This window comes from Streptomyces sp. NPDC001933, from assembly GCF_042890955.1.
Taxonomy (GTDB): Bacteria; Actinomycetota; Actinomycetes; order Streptomycetales; family Streptomycetaceae; genus Streptomyces.
The window spans coordinates 315,821-331,873 of the sequence record NZ_JBIASS010000007.1 but is presented as its reverse complement, the minus strand read 5'-3'; the positions used below and the strand labels follow the sequence as shown (position 1 = coordinate 331,873).

Genomic DNA, 16,053 nt, shown 5'->3' with positions numbered 1-16,053 from the left:
GGATGCGGGGGTCCCGGGCCCGGTCGCCGGATGCCGGTTTGTTCTTGGTCGATGTTTTGTCCTCAATCGCCGGACGGGCTGATTTTCACCCGTCCGGCGATTCGTTTGCGGTTCGCCGTCGCGGACCGCGAAGGCGGTCGAGCACTGCTCCCGCCCTGTCTCGTCCCGCCTGCTAGGTCATGCGTTCGATCATGACTGGGGTCTGGTCACGCAAAGAATTGTGTGTTAATCGGCGGAACCCCTGCGTTGATTACGCCATCTAACCCATCGCCAGTTTGTATGGACTTAAGGCAAAACGACCGCAGATGGGGTAATCATGCGCGACATCAGCCGAAGGGGTCTGCTCGGAGCCGGGCTTGGAGCTGCCGCCGCCGTCGGGGTGGCAGGCTGCGGCACCTTCGGCTCTTCCGGCTCTTCCGGCACGAGCCGGTCGGGAACCACGGGGGAGAAGGGGTCCGACGGGAACACTCGCGGAACCGGGCCCGCGAAGAAGGACGTGCGGGAGATCGGGGACGGTTCCACCGCCGACACCGGAAAGCAGCCGCACCAGCCCGCCAAGCCGGTGCCGCTCGAACCCGGCGAGACCCCGCCGCAGTTCGTGATCTTCTCCTGGGACGGGGCGGGCGAGGTCGGCAACGGGCTCTTCCCGCGCTTTCTGGAACTCGCCAAGGATCACGACGCGGCGATGACCTTCTTCCTGTCGGGGCTCTATCTGCTGCCCGAGTCGAAGAAGTCCATGTACCGGCCGCCCAACAACCCCGTCGGTGCTTCCGACATCGGTTATCTCACCGATGCCCACATCAAGGAGACGCTGAAGAACGTCCGGCAGGCCTGGCTCGACGGGCACGAGATCGGCACCCACTTCAACGGGCATTTCTGCAGCGGCTCCGGATCGGTCGCGAACTGGTCGTCCGAGCAGTGGCGGAACGAAATCGATCAGGCGGTCTCGTTCGTCACCGAATGGCGCACGAACACCGGCTGGAGCGACCTCGACCCGCTGCCTTTCGACTACCGCAAGGAACTGGTCGGCGGCCGCGCCCCCTGCCTGCTCGGCCAGGAGAATCTGCTGCCGACGGCGAGCAAACTCGGCTGGCGCTACGACGCCAGCTCGCCCGGCGGCACCCAGGTCTGGCCCAAGCGGCGGGACGGCGTCTGGGACCTGCCGCTCCAGGCCATGCCGTTCCCGGGGCACACCTTCGAGGTCCTCTCGATGGACTACAACATCCTCGCCAACCAGTCGCTGAATTCGACCAAGGGCATGCCCTCGCGGTATCCCGAATGGCGCGAGCAGGCCACCCAGTCGTACCTCGCCGGTTTCAACCGCGCGTACTCCTCGAATCGCGCACCCTTCTACATCGGAAACCACTTCGAGGAGTGGAACGGCGGCATCTACATGGACGCCGTCGAGGAAGTGCTGAAGAGAATCGCGGGGAAGCCGGATGTGCGCCTCGTCTCCTTCCGGCAGTTCGTCGACTGGCTCGACGTCCAGACCCCGGCCGTACTCGACAAGCTCCGCACACTGGAGGTCGGACAGTCGCCCGAAGGCGGCTGGAACACCTTCTTTAAACAAGCCTGACAACGGGCTTTACGGGCACCGAGGGGGGTGCCCGAGATCGCCGGAACCGCCATGCGAAACTTTTCACATGAGCTATGGCCGCGCACCTCGACGCCGCTTCACCCTGCTCGCCGCCCCTGCTGCGGTCGCCGCCCTCGCCCTCACGCTGACCGCGTGCGGCGGGGACGGCAACAAGGCCGGCGGCGGTGGCAACACGAACTTCGTCACGGGCAGTGGCGGCATTTCCACCGTGGACAAGGGCGACCGCAAGGCCGCCCCGAAGCTGGACGGCGAGACCCTCGACGGCAAGCAGCTCGACGTCGCCGACTACAAGGGCAAGGTCGTCGTGCTGAACATGTGGGGCTCGTGGTGCGGGCCCTGCCGTCTTGAGGCCCAGTACTTCTCGCGGGTCGCGAGGGAGATGAAGGACAAGGACGTCCAGTTCGTCGGGATCAACACCCGGGACCCCCAGAAGGGCCCCGCGGTGAGTTTCGAGAAGGACTACGGAGTCCCGTACCCGAGCCTCTTCGACCCGACCGGCAAGCTCATGCTCCGCTTCCCCAAGGGCACGCTGAACCCGCAGGCCATTCCGTCGACCGTGGTCCTGGACCGGGACGGGAAGATCGCCGCCCGTTCGCTGGCCGCGCTCGACTCCGAGCAGCTGCACAAGATGATCGACCCGCTGATCGCGGAGAAGTGATCAGGTGATCGCCCTCGCCGTCGCCCAGAACGAGATCGTGAGGAGCGGGGCCCTGCTGGTCGCCCTGCCCCTGGCCGTGCTCGCCGGGCTCGTCTCGTTCTTCTCGCCGTGTGTTCTGCCGCTCGTGCCCGGTTACCTCAGTTACGTCACTGGGGTCAGCGGCACGGACCTGGCGCAGGCCAGGCGAGGGCGCATGGTCGCGGGCGCCTCGCTCTTCGTGCTCGGCTTCACCGCCGTGTTCGTCTCCGGCGGCGCGCTCTTCGGCTTCTTCGGCCAGACCCTCCAGGCGCACAGCGAGGTGCTCACCAAGGTCCTCGGCGTGCTGATGATCCTGATGGGGATCTTCTTCATGGGTCTGATGCCCTGGATGACCCAGCGTGAGTTCCGTATCCACAAGAGGCCGGTGACCGGGCTGGCGGGCGCGCCCGTGCTGGGTGCCCTCTTCGGGATCGGCTGGACCCCGTGCCTGGGCCCCACTCTCAGTTCGGTGAGCATCCTCGCGGTGGACCAGGGCACCGCCGGGCGCGGGGCGATACTGACCGTCGCGTACTGCCTCGGCCTCGGCGTCCCCTTCGTGCTCGCCGCCGTCGCCTTCCGCAAGGCGCTCGGCGCGTTCGGCTGGGTCAAGCGCCACTACGCATGGGTCATGCGCATCGGCGGCGGCATGATGATCGTGACCGGTCTCCTCCTGCTGACCGGCGCATGGGGCACGATGATGCAGCAATTGCAGGTCTGGTCCAACGGCTTCACGGTGGGGATCTGAGTTCCATGAGCAACACCAAGTCCAACCCCTCCGCCCCGGAGCGGGAGGCCCGGGACGAGCGGGAGCAGGAGAACGTCTCCGAACTGGGCGCGGCGGGCTCCCAGCTCTCCACCGCCCCGAGCGAGGAGAGCTCGGCCGGGCTGCCGGCCATGGGCGTCATCGGCTGGGCCCGCTGGTTCTGGCGGCAGCTCACCTCGATGCGGGTCGCGCTGATCCTGCTCTTCCTGCTGTCGCTCGGCGCCATCCCCGGTTCGCTGATCCCGCAGAACAGCGTGGACGAGCTGAAGGTGGAGACCTTCAAGAAGGCCCACACCACCGTCTCGCCGATCTACGAGAAGCTCCAGTTCTTCGACGTCTACAGCTCGGTCTGGTTCTCCGCGATCTACATCCTGCTGTTCATCTCGCTCATCGGCTGCATCGTGCCGCGCACCGGCCAGTTCATCGGCCAGCTGCGCAGCCGCCCGCCGGGCGCCCCCAAGCGCCTGACCAGGCTGCCCGCGTACACCACCTGGCGCACCGGGGCCGAGCCCGAGCAGGTCCGCGAGGCCGCGCTCGCGATGATGCGCAAGCGGCGCTACCGCGCGCACACCGTGGGCGACGCGGTCGCCGCGGAGAAGGGATATCTGCGCGAGGCCGGGAACCTGGTCTTCCACATCGCCCTGATCGTGATGCTGGTGGCGTTCGCCGTCGGACAGCTCTACAAGTCCGAGGGCGGCAAGCTGGTCGTCGAGGGCGACGGCTTCTCCAACACGCTCACCCAGTACGACGACTTCAAGTCCGGTTCGCTCTTCGACACCGACTCGTTCGCCCCGTTCAGCTTCAAGCTCGACAACTTCGTCGGCACGTACGAGCGCAGCGGCCCCCAGCGAGGTACGCCCAGGACCTACGAGGCCCATGTGACGTACGAGAAGGGCGCGTACGGCAAGTCGCAGAAGACCGTCATCAGGGTCAACGAGCCCCTCGTCATCGACGGCACCAAGGTCTACCTCAACGCGCACGGCTACGCGCCGATCGTCTCCGTCAAGGACGGCAAGGGCAAGGAGGTCTACCGGAGCGCGGTGCCGCTGCTGCCCATCGACAACAACGTCACCTCGTCCGGTGCGATCAAGGTCTTCGACGGCTACCGCGACAAGAACGGCGAGAAGACCCAGCTGGGCTTCCAGGCGTTCTTCGTGCCGACCTTCGCGGGCAACGGCAAGGGCACGATGTTCTCGCAGTTCCCGGCCGCCGACATGCCCGTACTGGCACTCAACGGCTTCCACGGCTACCTCGGCCCCGACTCCGGGCTGGCGCAGAACGTGTACCAGCTGGACAAGTCCAAGATGACGGAGTTCAAGGACGCCGACGGCAAGCAGCTCAAGCAGCGGATGCTGGTCGGCGAGACGATGAAGCTCCCCGACGGCGCGGGCTCCATCACCTTCGAAGGCGTCCAGGAGTGGGCCAGCTTCCAGATCACGGAGCAGCCGGCCAGCGGGTGGGCGCTCACCGGGGCCGTCGCCGCCATCGCCGGACTCGCGGGCTCGCTGTTCATCCAGCGGCGCCGGGTCTGGGTGCGGGCGGTACGCGGTGCGGACGGTGTCACGGTCGTCGAAATGGCGGGTCTCGGCCGCAGCGAGTCCGCGAAGCTTCCCGAGGAGCTGGCCGACCTCGCGGGCACGCTCATCGAATCGGCACCCCCCGAGCCGGACGCCGAGCCCGGAATCGAGTCCGGCACCGGGTCCGATTCATCCCCCGAACCCGACTCCGACTCCGACTCCGATTCCGACTCCGTCGAAGAATCCTCCGAAGAACCTGCCGAAGGGGCTGAGAAGTGAATCTCGCCGCCGCAACCAACGAGAACCTGGCGCACACCAGCAATGTGCTGATCTATTCGTCGATGGCCGTCTACACCCTGGCCTTCTTCGCCCACATCGCTGAATGGGTGTTCGGCAGCCGCAGCAAGGTCGGCCGCACCGCCGCCGCGCTGACCGAGGCCGGGGCCGAGGGCGCGGGCGCCGCGGGCTCGGTGAAGGTGCAGGTCGCGCAGCAGGGCGGCGGCACCGCCGTGATGGACCGCCCGAAGATCATCACGCGCGCGGCGGCCGGTTCCCGCGACGTACCGGACGGGCCCGGCGCGGCCGGCGGCACGTTCAAGGGCGACCTCTACGGGCGGATGGCGGTCTCCATGACCGTGCTCGCCTTCCTCGTGGAGGCCAGCGGGGTCATCGCCCGCGCGATGTCCGTGCAGCGTGCCCCCTGGGGCAACATGTACGAGTTCTCCATCACCTTCTCCACGGTGGCGGTCGGCGCGTACCTGGTCCTCCTCGCGCTGAAGAAGAACGTCCGCTGGATGGGGCTGCTCCTGGTCACCACCGTCCTGCTGGACCTCGGCATCGCGACCACGTGGCTCTACACCGACAGCGACCAGCTGGTGCCCGCGCTGCACTCGTACTGGCTGTGGATCCACGTCTCCACCGCCATCATCTGCGGCGCCGTGTTCTTCCTCGGCGGCGTCGGCACGCTGATGTACCTCTTCCGCGACAGCTACGAGAACAAGATCGCCAACGGGGGCGAGCCGGGTGCGTTCGCGCATTCCGTGCTCTCCCGGCTGCCCTCGGCCGCCTCGCTCGACAAGTTCTCGTACCGCATCAACGCCGCCGTCTTCCCGCTGTGGACGTTCACGATCATCGCGGGCGCCATCTGGGCGGGCGACGCCTGGGGCCGCTACTGGGGCTGGGACCCCAAGGAGGTCTGGTCCTTCATCACCTGGGTCGCGTACGCCTGCTACCTGCACGCCCGCGCCACCGCCGGCTGGAAGGGCCGCAAGGCCGCCTACCTGGCGCTGATCGCCTTCGGCTGCTGGATCTTCAACTACTACGGAGTGAACATCTTCGTCACCGGCAAGCACTCCTACGCCGGCGTCTGACCCGTTCCCCCGTACGGGTGCGGATCCCGCACCCGAGGGCCACGCTGGAACCATGACCGACGCTACCGAGGTCATCGAGCCCGGAACCAGCGAGACCCACGGTGACCTGCACACTCTGAGGTTCACGCTACGGCTGCCCCACCCCGTTCCGCGGGTGTGGGCAGCCGTTGCCAGTTCCGGGGGGCTGGTCGGCTGGCTCGCCGCAGCCGACCCCTTCGAGCCGCGCATCGGCGGGGCGATCACGCTCCGCTGGCTCAACACCGGCCAGGACGGGCAGGCCACGGTCGCCTCCGGCACCGTCACCGCCTGGGACGTCGAACGGGTCGCCGAGTACACCCTCGAAGGGCTCCACGGCCGCATCCGCTTCCACCTGGAGCCACCGCGCGGCGACCATGTGCTGCTGCGGTTCACCAACGAGTTCCGGGGCGACGACGAACTGCGCCTGGACTGTCTGGCCGGCTGGCACGACCACTTCGGCTACCTCGTGGACGCGCTCGACGGATACCCCGCCGACTGGTCGAAGTGGACCCCGCTCCGGTGGGCCGGGCTGCGTGAGGAGTACGTGGCGGCCGAGCCGTGACCGGTCACGGCGCCGAGGACGGCGGCAGGCACTTCGGGTCCGGTGGCCCGCCCTCCGGCCAGGCGATCGCCACGAACCGCTGACGGGCGTCCTCGGGCGCCAGCTCCACCACCGGAACCGCCTTGTTGTACGGGTTGCCGTGGTTGTCCAGGCAGATCCAGCCACCGGCCCCCGACACCTTCAGCGAGCTCTTCACCCGCGGCCACTGCTCGCCCACGTCCGCGAGGAGCGGCAGCCGCGCGTCCTTCGGGGTCGCCTGCCGGACGGCGTGCACCGCCAGGGTCATCGCGTCGTGCGCGACGATGACCTGGCCGTCGGTCAGGGCCTGGTGGTCCGTCGGGCCGATCGGGCCGGCCGGCTCCTTCGACACCGTGGCCAGCAGGTCCAGGAAGGCCCGGTAGTCCGCCGGGGAACCGCCCGTCGCGCTCCCGCCCTTCCGCCCGGCCGCCCAGGTGTCCGGATGCGCCAGCGAGGCGTAGCGGACGGTCACCTTCCGGCGCAGCGCGCTCCGGTCGAGCTTCTGGTCGCTGCCGAGGTACGAGCCCTCGTCGCCGGTCAGGACCGTGATCGCGCGGCTCTGGCAGCCGCGGGCCCCGAGCGCGTTGATGAACTGCCGCAGCTGGACGTGGCGTCCCGCGAAGAACACCGTCTCCGCGTCCGTGTCGCAGATCAGGTGGGTGATCTGCTGGAAGGTGTTGGCCGTGGTGCCCTCGTCGTTGGGGTCGCCGCGCGAGGTGAACAGCTCCGGCTGGTACCGGGTGCCCTTCACCAGCTCGGTGAAGGCCGCCCGCAGGGTGTCCGTGTAGTGGTCCCCGGTACGGGTGTCCTGCACCAGCAGCGCCTTGGCCGCCTTGACCTGCCCGAAGTGGGCCAGGGCGCGCGCCTCGTCCCGGTTGGTCGGCGAGACCCGTGCCAGGCCGGGGAACGGGTCGCCCTTCGGGCCGTTGGCGATGTCGTCGGCCGTGATCGTGGTGCCGACGACCGCGATGTGCGCGGCGGTCAGCTCCTTGACCGCCGACTTGATCTGGGTACTGCTGGTGGCGACGCCCGAGACGGCCCGCAGGTTGTCCGGGGCCCCGGTCATCGTCTTCAGCCGGTCCACCGCCGGCCGCCACAGCAGGTTGTTCTTCCCGGTGTTGGCGAGCACCAGCCGGATCTTCGGCACCTGCTCGTTGGAGAGGCGGTTGGCCCGGTACTGCGCGGCGAACGCGCCCTGCAGCTCCCGCTGCATCTTCGTCTGCATCGCCGCGTCCGTCGACGTCAGCGGCAGCAGCAGCGCGATCGTCGCGTACCGGCCGGACTTCAGGGTGGCGTTCTCGCGGGCGATGGCCGAGGCGACCTCGGTCAGCTTCGACCGCCCGAAGTCGTAGCCGTTGCCGGAGACGCCGACGCACTCGTCGCTGCCCTGCGGCCGTTCGACCCCCTTCGCGCAGGAACGGTCCTCGGGGGCGGTCAGCCGGCCGATGCCGTACCAGCCGGACGTGATCACCAGGGCACCGGCCAGCACCGAGGTGACGACCTTCTGCCGTGTCGTGTACCAGAGGCGGTAACGCAGTGGATTACGCATCCGGGCCGCCGTTCCCCCGCTGTCGCCGCTGCCCGCCGCCGTCCGCCTCCGGCTTTCCCGGAGGCATGGACAGCGGACGCCAGGCCCTGATGTCCCGCGGCCAGTGCGTCGCAGCGTCCCACAGCACGCTGTTGCCCGTCGGATGACGGCCGGACAGTTGTCGCAGTTCGTGCGCCATCTTGTCGATCACCTCTTCGTCCGGCAGGGCCAGTGGATCGGACAGCAGCCAGATGCCGTGCAGCAGCCGGCGCAGCAGTACATGGAGCTCCGCGACCGCCGGTTCGAGCCCCCTCGGCGCCGCGTTGTCGGCCCGGCCGAGCGCGACCGCGCGCCGCGGATCGGGGCCGGTGTGTCCCCGGACGCGGGGGTACGGTGCCGAGGCGATGAAGCGCAGCGATTCGAGCCACTCCGTCACGTCCGGCCCGTCGAACCGCAGCCGCAGATGCCCCACGCACGCCTCCGCGTCGCCCAGCACCAGCTTCTGGTGCAGCAGATGCGGGACGCTGGGGCGGCGGCCGCCGGGCCCGTACGCCCCGCGCAGCGAGACGTGCACCGCGTGCCACACCGCGTACGAGGGATGGTCACCGTCCTGGAACCGCAGGCGGTGCAGCAGCAGGGCGCGCAGCAGCGGATCGGCGACGAAGTGGCCGGGCCCGACCGGCCAGTCGTCCGCCCGCAGCGCGTCGCGCATCCGCAGGGCCACGTCCCCGTCCGGCGACCCCCGGCCCAGCCGGCTCTCCGCGAGCAGCCGCGCCGACTCCTCGCCGTGCGCGGCGGCCAGCACGGCGAGGAAGTCCAGCCGCTGCCCGGGGCCGGGCAGCAGCCGCGCCAGCAGTTCCTCGGCGACCTGGGCGGGTGCCCGGTCCTCGCGCACCTCCACCGTGCGGTCCAGCAGCGAGCCCGGTACCAGCGAGGCGGGCTCCGGCGCTTCGCCCGCCGCCAGCGCCAGCAGCTCGACCGCCAGCGGACGCCCGTCCGTCAGCCGGTGCACACCACGGGCCAGCCCGGCCGGGACACGGCTCGCCCGGTCGTGCCGGTCGAACGCCGAGCGCACCTGCTCCGGGGTGAGCGGGGTCAGCTCCACGGCCAGGATCCCGGCCGTCACCCCCGTGCCCCTGGACCAGTGCGAGCCGTGCGCCACCTCCGGCAGCCGCCGCCGCACCGCATGGCTCAGCCCCTCGTGGTCCCGGACCCGGGAGGAGGCGAACACCGCGATCCGGTCGAGCACCCCGGCGGCCCGCTGCCGCAGCAGCGGTTCCACCAGCTGCCGGCCCAGCGGGGTGTGCGCGTTGTCGACGAGCAGCACCGGGCGGCCCCGGCGGGCGCCCCAGGCCAGGCCCCCGTATGCCGCGACCAGGTCGGCGGCGAGCGCGAGCACCAGATGGTCCTCGGCCCGGCGGCGCAGATCGCCGCCGCGCTCGAAGTCGACCGCCAGTTGCCGCAGCCCGGTCCGGCCGTTGCCGCCCGCGTGCGGATAGCTTCCGTACCAGTCGGCCGAACGCCGCTGGAATCGGTTGAACGATTCCTCCAGGACCGTCTCGACCGTGGCCTCCGCGACCATCCCGGCCATCGGGGCCACCGAGTCGAAGGCGCTGGCGGCCAGCTTCGTCAGCACCTTGGTGACCCAGCCGGTCGCCGCGTCCCCGCGGCCGTCCACGGTCGCCAGCATCGGGCCGAGCGACTGGAGATCCCGCCGCGCCCGGGTCTCGTCCTCACGGGTCCAGGAGATGGAGGCGACCGCCACCAGCCCGAGGCTCAGCCGGGGGAACTGCACCGGACGGGCGGCGCGCACCTTCGCCGTCAGCTGGGTGGCGAGCTCCGGCAGCGCCCCGGTGACCGGGGTCCAGCCGGGGCCCGCGTCCTCGGGGGCCACGACGGCCTCGCAGTCGACCAGGGCGACCGGGGTGATCTCCCGGTACAGATGGCGCAGCTGCTTGAGGACGGCCGTCTTGCCCATGCCGCGCCCGCCGGTCAGCACGGCGACCGGGAGATCGTCACGGTGCTCGTAGCCGACCCGGGCGGAGCCGTACGGAGTGAGTCCGGTCAGGCGCGCCGCGAGTCCGTCGTTGCCGAAAATCGCCTCGCGCCCGTACAGCTCTCTCTCCACAACACCCCCAGCGTCGACGATCGAGCCGATCTGTCACACCGTCAACACCAGGGTATCGCCCGGCTGTTGGAGGGGAGAGAGGATTTTCGAACGATCACCGGCCGCGCGGCGGCGGATCAGCCGGCGCCGATGTCCTCGTTCCAGAGCTCGGGGTGCTCGCGTACGAACTCCCGCATGAGCGCGACGCATTCGGCGTCGTCGAGCAGCACGATCTCCACCCCGTGCCGGGCCAGCCAGTCGTGCCCGCCGCTGAACGTCCGCGCCTCGCCGATCACCACCCGCGAGATCCCGAACTGCCGCACGAGGCCGCTGCAGTACCAGCACGGGGAGAGCGTCGTCACCATCGTCGTGCCGCGGTAGGAGCGCTGCCGCCCGGCCGCGCGGAAGGCCGCGGTCTCCGCGTGCAGGGACGGATCGCCGTCCTGGACACGGCGGTTGTGGCCACGGCCGAGCAGGGCGCCGTCCGCTCCGTACAGGGCGGCGCCAACAGGGACGCCGCCCTCGGCGAGACCCGTGCGGGCCTCGGCGAGGGCGGTGGCGAGCATGTCCGCGTCGTTCACGGCCGTGGGAGCTACTCGCCGGAGGCGCTGGGGCTCTCGCCGTTCTCACGGCGCTTCAGCTCCTCCTCGCGGCGGCGCAGGTCCGCCTCCCAGTCCTTGAGGAGCGACTCGTCCTTCTTGTTCTCGTCCTTCAGTGCCTTCAGGAACTCCGGATTGTCGTCCGGCGCCACCCACTGCGAGCGGTGGTTGCGGTGCCATTCGGAGGGCGTACGGCCCGCGGCGGGCGCGTGGCGCATCTTGCCCGCGGCGAGCCAGACGATCGGGCCGACGATCCAGAACAGCAGGATGATGAAGACCCAGGCGATCTTCGGAAGGTGCTTGGCCTCGTCCTCGGGGGTGTTCAGGCAGTCGATGAACGCGTAGATCGTCAGCGCCAGAGGCAGGAGATAGATCAGGGCCCGGAACATGATGGAAAGGTCCCCCTGCGGAGAGTTGGCGGGGCTTGTCCCGCCCCGGTTCGGGCCCAGGGTAACCGGTGGCTGTGACATATCACGGCGAGCTGGGTGAACCGGCCGCGGGACGCGGGGGCGACCGGGTCGCGGACCGGCCCGGGTGGGGTCCCCCTGGTGATCGCCGACGGTGATGACAAACTGGGCGGCATGGCTTACGACGATCTTCGCTCCCTCCTCCGGGCCCTGGAGCGCGAGGGCGAGCTCAAGCGCATCAAGGCTGAGGTCGACCCCTACCTGGAGGTCGGCGAGATCGTCGACCGGGTGAACAAGGCGGGCGGCCCCGCGCTGCTCTTCGAGAACGTCAAGGGGTCCTCGATGCCCCTGGCCATGAACGTTTTCGGGACCGACAAGCGGCTGCTCAAGGCGCTCGGCCTGAAGTCGTACGCCGACATCAGCGACAAGATCGGCGGGCTCCTCAAGCCGGAGCTGCCGCACGGCTTCGTCGGGGTGCGGGAGGCCTTCGGCAAGCTCGGCTCGATGGTGCACGTGCCGCCGAAGAAGGTGAAGCAGGAGAGCGCCCCGGTGCAGGAGGTCGTCCTCACCGGCGACGACGTGGACCTGGACCGACTGCCCGCGCTCTTCACCTGGCCCGAGGACGGCGGCTCCTTCTTCAACCTGGGGCTCACCCACACCAAGCACCCGGAGACCGGCGTACGGAACCTGGGGCTGTACCGGCTCCAGCGGCACGACAAGCGCACCATCGGGATGCACTGGCAGATCCACAAGGACAGCCGCAACCACTACCAGGTCGCCGCCAAGCGGGGCGAGCGGCTGCCGGTCGCCATCGCGTTCGGCGCGCCGCCCGCGGTGACGTACGCCTCCACCGCGCCGCTGCCGGGGGACATCGACGAGTACCTCTTCGCCGGGTTCATCCAGGGCAAGCGGATCGAGATGGTCGACTGCAAGACCGTGCCGCTCCAGGTCCCGGCGCAGGCCGAGGTCGTCATCGAGGGGTGGCTGGAGCCCGGGGAGATGCTTCCCGAGGGACCGTTCGGCGACCACACCGGCTTCTACACGCCGCAGGAACCGTTCCCCGCGCTGACCATCGACTGCGTGACGATGCGGAAGCGTCCGCTGCTCCAGTCGATCGTGGTCGGCCGCCCGCCGACCGAGGACGGGCCGCTGGGGCGGGCCACCGAGCGGTTCTTCCTGCCGCTCCTCAAGATCATCGTGCCGGACATCGTGGACTACCACCTGCCCGAGGCGGGCGGCTTCCACAACTGTGCGATCGTCTCGATCGACAAGAAGTACCCGAAGCACGCCCAGAAGGTGATGAGCGCGATCTGGGGCGCGCACATGATGTCGCTGACCAAGCTGATCGTGGTGGTGGACTCCGACTGCGACGTCCACGATCTGCACGAGGTGGCCTGGCGGGCGCTCGGCAACACGGACTACGCGCGGGACCTGACCGTCACCGAGGGGCCGGTCGACCACCTCGACCACGCCTCCTACCAGCAGTTCTGGGGCGGCAAGGCGGGCATCGACGCGACGAAGAAGTGGCCCGAGGAGGGCTACACCCGGGACGGGGGCTGGCCGGACATGGTCGAGTCCGACCCTGAGACGGCGGCGAAGGTCGACCGCCGGTGGAAGGAATACGGACTGTGAGCGCCGCCGAAGCAGCACTGGGCTCAGAGCCCGTACAGCCGAACAGCAAGGTCAAGGCGTTCCTGCGGCTCGTGATGATCGAGCACTCGGTCTTCGCGCTGCCCTTCGCGTACATCGCCGCCCTGACCGCGATGTTCCAGGCGGACGGGTCCATCGACTGGGTCACGCTGCTGCTCGTCACCGTCGCGATGGTGGGGCTGCGGACCTTCGCGATGGCCTGCAACCGGATCATCGACCGGGAGATCGACGCCCGTAACCCGCGCACCGCGAGCCGGGAGCTGGTCACCGGGGCGGTCTCGGTGAAGTCGGCGTGGACGGGGGCGCTCGTCGCCGTCGTCCTCTTCCTCGGCGCGGCCGCGCTGCTGAACCCGCTCTGTCTGGCGCTCGCACCGATCGCCGTCGTGCCGATGGTCGTCTATCCGTACGGGAAGCGGTTCACCCACTACCCGCACGCCATCCTCGGCATCGCCCAGGCCATAGGGCCCATCGGCGCCTGGCTGGCGGTGACCGGCAGCTGGTCGTGGGACGCGGTGATCCTCGGTCTCGCGGTGGGGATCTGGATCGGCGGCTTCGACCTGATCTTCGGCTGCCAGGACGTCCAGGCGGACCGGGCGCACGGGGTGCGCTCGGTGCCGGCCCGCTTCGGCATCCCGGCCGCGCTGTGGGGCGCGCGGGTCTGCCACGTGGTGACGACCGGGCTGCTGGTCTGGTTCGGGCTGGCCACCGAGGCCGGGCTCTTCTACTGGATCGGCATGGCGATCGTCGCCGTCGCGTTCGTGTACGAGCACCGGGTGGTGCGGCCGCACGATCTGTCCCGGCTGAACCGGGCGTTCTTCTCGGTCAACGGGTTCATCGGGATCGCGCTCTTCGCCTGCGCGCTGCTGGATCTGCTGGTGCGGGGTCTGACGGTCTGAGCCGGTTCTGTGTCTGTCGGGCGGCGTGTCCGGGCGTGTCCGTCCGCGTGTGTAACAGGGATGTCTTAGGGATGTATTAGGGGGTGGCCGGGCGGAACGCGTTGCCCGGCCAGGTGGCTCTTGGTGATCAGGAACGCTCGCTCGTACGGACTCGTACCGGGCAACCGGCACCTCCCACCGAACCACCGAACCTGAGGACGAAATGATGCGCGTACGCAAGCTCACCTTCGCAGCCCTGGCCATTGCCGCAGGCCTCTCGCTCACGGCCTGCCAGAACGGCGAGGACGACATGGGGCAGAGCGCCCCGTCGTCCGCGGCCGGGGCGTCCTCCACGAGCGGCGGTTCGGGCTCGGGCGGTTCGGAGCAGGGCGGCGCGAAGGACTCCGCCGGGAAGGACTCCGGCGGGCAGGGCACGGCCGCCGGGACCGGCTCCAACGTGAACGGCAAGGTCGGCAAGTGCCGCACCGACGAGCTGGAGATCACGGCGTCGGACAGCACCATCGGCGGCGACACCGACGGGACCGTCGCGGTGCAGCTGAAGAACGGCGGCGGCCGGGACTGCGTGCTCTCCGGGTACGCGGGCGTCGACCTGAAGACCAGCGCGGGATCGCTGTCCGCGGAGCGCACCGGTGAGAAGGCCACCCCGATGACCCTCAAGGACGGGAAGTCGGTGTACTTCGGCATCACCTACCCGGTCAACGAGTCGGGCGGCTCCGGCGTCCGCATCACGGGGCTGGTGGTGACCCCGCCGGACGAGACGAAGTCGGTCACCCTCGACTGGCCGGGCGCCGCCACGCTGCCCGTCACGGACGGCTCCGGCTCCCAGGTGAAGGTCGGCCCGATGGGGAGCGCCGGTCAGGGCGAGGGCTGAGCCGGACGCAAGGGGATCCGGCCGCGCGCGGGGCGGCGGAAGACGAACGCCGCCGCCACGCCCGCCGCCAGTCCGAAGAGGTGGCCCTGCCAGCTGACCGAGGTGTTGGCGGGGGAGATCCCCACCAGGATCGACGAGCCCCATACGGCGCCGATCGCCAGGCCGGCGCCGATGTCGAGCGCTCTGCGGTCGACGAAGCCCCGGACCAGCAGATAGCCGAAGAGGCCGAAGACCAGTCCGGACGCCCCCGCCGTGTTGGATCCGGCCGGTGAGACCAGCCAGACGCCGAGCCCGTCGACCACGATGATCACCGCGGCCACGGCGGCGAACCTGCGGAGGCCGCCGAGCGCGGCGAGGAAGCCGAAGACCAGCAGCGGCACGCTGTTGGAGGCGACATGGCCGAAGCCGAAGTGGATGAAGGACGCGGGCACGACGTCCACCAGCTCGGCGGCCCGGCGGGGCTCGATCCCGAAGGCGTCCAGCGAATGGCCGGTGGCGGCGTCGACGATTTCGAGCAGCCAGAGGAGGGCCACCCAGCCCAGCATCACCTTGGCCGCGGCCCTGGCGCGGCCGCCCGCACTCCACGCCGGTGCGGATCGATCCGGCATCGCGGCCATCGTGCCCCCTGTAGTCCGCTGCTGTCCCCTGCCGCCCCTGCCGTCCTCGAAGTCCCCGGCAGCCCCCGGCAGTCCAGTCCCCGGCAGTCCCTGTTCCCGCCCCTGGAACGACCGGGGCACCTTACTCGGTTCCGGTTTCGCACCGCCGGATAGGCTCGGGTGTGTGGATTCCGGTACTTCAGTGAGTCAGCACCAGCGGCAGCCTTGGATTGTCGGGGTTTCAGGCGCTTCGGGCACCCCATTCGCCGCCGCCGTGCTGCGCGGTCTGCTGGCCGCCGGGGAGAGCGTCGATCTGGTGGTGAGCCGGGCCTCCCGGCTGACCCTGCTGGACGAGACCGGGATCGCGTTCCGCGACGGGCACTGGCAGGAGGATCTGCGCAGCTGGCTGGCGCGCGGGGCGGACGGGAAGCCGCACACCTTCGACGTGGACGTCGAGAACGTACGGCACTGGGCGGCCGGTGATCTCGCGGCGGGACCGTCCTCGGGTTCGTACCCGGCGAAGGGGATGCTGATCGTCCCGGCCTCGACGGCCTGTGTGGCCGGAGTGGCGCTCGGGCTCTCGAAGGATCTGCTCCAGCGGGCCGCGAGCGTGACGCTCAAGGAGCGGCGGAAGCTGGTCGTCGCGGTGCGGGAGACTCCGCTGAACGGGCAGACGCTGAAACATCTGGTGAGCCTGGACGAGGCGGGCGCCGTGGTGCTGCCCGCCTCTCCGGCGTTCTACGCGGGGGCGACGCACATCCAGGATCTGGTGGACTTCGTCGCCGGGCGGGTACTGGACGCGGCGGGGGTGCCGCACGACCTGTACCGCCGGTGGGAGGGAGAGCTCGGTGGCGGCTCCCGTGACTCCCGTGGCTGAG

General features: G+C 69.9%; 15 protein-coding genes. 10 read left to right on the top strand and 5 right to left on the bottom strand.

Annotation, left to right across the window (positions count from 1 at the left end):
- The first annotated feature begins 316 nt into the window (after positions 1–316).
- From ACFYY7_RS20195 to ACFYY7_RS20170, 6 genes are all read left to right on the top strand, one after another.
- Positions 317–1,576: a hypothetical protein gene (locus ACFYY7_RS20195; protein ID WP_388663122.1), complete on the top strand. Its 1,260-nt coding sequence runs from the start codon at positions 317–319 to the stop codon at positions 1,574–1,576.
- Between the two features lie 67 nt (positions 1,577–1,643).
- Positions 1,644–2,255 carry a TlpA family protein disulfide reductase gene (locus tag ACFYY7_RS20190; protein ID WP_388663120.1) on the top strand — a complete coding sequence of 204 codons (612 nt, stop codon included), beginning with the start codon at positions 1,644–1,646 and terminating at the stop codon, positions 2,253–2,255.
- Positions 2,256–2,259: 4 nt separating this feature from the next.
- Positions 2,260–3,018 carry a cytochrome c biogenesis CcdA family protein gene (locus tag ACFYY7_RS20185; RefSeq protein WP_388663118.1) on the top strand — a complete coding sequence of 253 codons (759 nt, stop codon included), beginning with the start codon at positions 2,260–2,262 and terminating at the stop codon, positions 3,016–3,018.
- A gap of 5 nt (positions 3,019–3,023) precedes the next feature.
- A complete protein-coding gene (locus ACFYY7_RS20180) occupies positions 3,024–4,832 on the top strand; it encodes a cytochrome c biogenesis protein ResB (RefSeq protein ID WP_388663116.1) in 1,809 nt (602 codons plus the stop codon).
- Positions 4,829–5,923 carry a c-type cytochrome biogenesis protein CcsB gene (gene ccsB, locus ACFYY7_RS20175; RefSeq protein ID WP_388663114.1) on the top strand — a complete coding sequence of 365 codons (1,095 nt, stop codon included), beginning with the start codon at positions 4,829–4,831 and terminating at the stop codon, positions 5,921–5,923. Before ACFYY7_RS20180 ends, ccsB begins: the two co-directional genes overlap by 4 nt.
- 52 nt (positions 5,924–5,975) lie before the next feature.
- Complete coding sequence (locus ACFYY7_RS20170; protein WP_388663112.1) at positions 5,976–6,503, top strand: hypothetical protein; 528 nt, start codon at positions 5,976–5,978, stop codon at positions 6,501–6,503.
- Positions 6,504–6,507: 4 nt separating this feature from the next.
- On the opposite strand, the gene ACFYY7_RS20165 is transcribed toward ACFYY7_RS20170, so the two are convergent.
- The 4 genes from ACFYY7_RS20165 to ACFYY7_RS20150 form a co-directional block, all read right to left on the bottom strand.
- A complete protein-coding gene (locus ACFYY7_RS20165; RefSeq protein WP_388663110.1) occupies positions 6,508–8,070 on the bottom strand; it encodes a hypothetical protein in 1,563 nt (520 codons plus the stop codon).
- Positions 8,063–10,177, bottom strand: a complete 2,115-nt coding sequence (locus tag ACFYY7_RS20160) for a hypothetical protein (protein ID WP_388663108.1) — start codon at positions 10,175–10,177, stop codon at positions 8,063–8,065. The genes ACFYY7_RS20165 and ACFYY7_RS20160 overlap by 8 nt, the downstream gene beginning before the upstream one ends.
- Positions 10,178–10,293: 116 nt before the next feature.
- Positions 10,294–10,722 carry a nucleoside deaminase gene (locus tag ACFYY7_RS20155; RefSeq protein WP_376307247.1) on the bottom strand — a complete coding sequence of 143 codons (429 nt, stop codon included), beginning with the start codon at positions 10,720–10,722 and terminating at the stop codon, positions 10,294–10,296.
- A 26-nt stretch (positions 10,723–10,748) separates the two neighbouring features.
- Positions 10,749–11,144, bottom strand: a complete 396-nt coding sequence (locus tag ACFYY7_RS20150; RefSeq protein ID WP_388663106.1) for a PLD nuclease N-terminal domain-containing protein — start codon at positions 11,142–11,144, stop codon at positions 10,749–10,751.
- A 192-nt stretch (positions 11,145–11,336) separates the two neighbouring features.
- On the opposite strand from ACFYY7_RS20150, the gene ACFYY7_RS20145 reads away from it, so the two are divergent.
- The 3 genes from ACFYY7_RS20145 (at position 11,337) to ACFYY7_RS20135 (ending at position 14,579) form a co-directional block, all read left to right on the top strand.
- Positions 11,337–12,794 (top strand): menaquinone biosynthesis decarboxylase, encoded by a 1,458-nt coding sequence (locus tag ACFYY7_RS20145; protein WP_266690267.1) that lies wholly within the window; start codon positions 11,337–11,339, stop codon positions 12,792–12,794.
- Positions 12,791–13,708: a menaquinone biosynthesis prenyltransferase MqnP gene (gene mqnP, locus ACFYY7_RS20140; protein WP_388663104.1), complete on the top strand. Its 918-nt coding sequence runs from the start codon at positions 12,791–12,793 to the stop codon at positions 13,706–13,708. Before ACFYY7_RS20145 ends, mqnP begins: the two co-directional genes overlap by 4 nt.
- A gap of 205 nt (positions 13,709–13,913) precedes the next feature.
- Positions 13,914–14,579: a DUF4232 domain-containing protein gene (locus tag ACFYY7_RS20135; protein WP_388663102.1), complete on the top strand. Its 666-nt coding sequence runs from the start codon at positions 13,914–13,916 to the stop codon at positions 14,577–14,579.
- On the opposite strand, the gene ACFYY7_RS20130 is transcribed toward ACFYY7_RS20135, so the two are convergent.
- The gene (locus tag ACFYY7_RS20130) at positions 14,564–15,187 is read right to left on the bottom strand and encodes a rhomboid family intramembrane serine protease (protein ID WP_388663100.1); all 624 of its coding nucleotides are present in this window, start codon (positions 15,185–15,187) and stop codon (positions 14,564–14,566) included. The genes ACFYY7_RS20135 and ACFYY7_RS20130 overlap by 16 nt on opposite strands.
- A gap of 190 nt (positions 15,188–15,377) precedes the next feature.
- Here ACFYY7_RS20130 and ACFYY7_RS20125 point away from each other — a divergent pair, with 190 nt between their 5' ends.
- On the top strand, positions 15,378–16,052 hold the full coding sequence (locus ACFYY7_RS20125) for a UbiX family flavin prenyltransferase (protein ID WP_266732064.1): 675 nt from the start codon (positions 15,378–15,380) through the stop codon (positions 16,050–16,052).
- Position 16,053 lies beyond the last annotated feature (1 nt).

Coding starts and splice junctions, on each gene's coding strand:
- ACFYY7_RS20195 (WP_388663122.1), top strand. CDS start 317: ATGCGCGACATCAGCCGAAGGGGTCTGCTCGGAGCCGGGCTTGGAGCT.
- ACFYY7_RS20190 (WP_388663120.1), top strand. CDS start 1,644: ATGAGCTATGGCCGCGCACCTCGACGCCGCTTCACCCTGCTCGCCGCC.
- ACFYY7_RS20180 (WP_388663116.1), top strand. CDS start 3,024: ATGAGCAACACCAAGTCCAACCCCTCCGCCCCGGAGCGGGAGGCCCGG.
- ACFYY7_RS20170 (WP_388663112.1), top strand. CDS start 5,976: ATGACCGACGCTACCGAGGTCATCGAGCCCGGAACCAGCGAGACCCAC.
- ACFYY7_RS20165 (WP_388663110.1), bottom strand. CDS start 8,070: ATGCGTAATCCACTGCGTTACCGCCTCTGGTACACGACACGGCAGAAG.
- ACFYY7_RS20155 (WP_376307247.1), bottom strand. CDS start 10,722: ATGCTCGCCACCGCCCTCGCCGAGGCCCGCACGGGTCTCGCCGAGGGC.
- ACFYY7_RS20150 (WP_388663106.1), bottom strand. CDS start 11,144: ATGTTCCGGGCCCTGATCTATCTCCTGCCTCTGGCGCTGACGATCTAC.
- ACFYY7_RS20145 (WP_266690267.1), top strand. CDS start 11,337: ATGGCTTACGACGATCTTCGCTCCCTCCTCCGGGCCCTGGAGCGCGAG.
- ACFYY7_RS20135 (WP_388663102.1), top strand. CDS start 13,914: ATGCGCGTACGCAAGCTCACCTTCGCAGCCCTGGCCATTGCCGCAGGC.
- ACFYY7_RS20130 (WP_388663100.1), bottom strand. CDS start 15,187: ATGCCGGATCGATCCGCACCGGCGTGGAGTGCGGGCGGCCGCGCCAGG.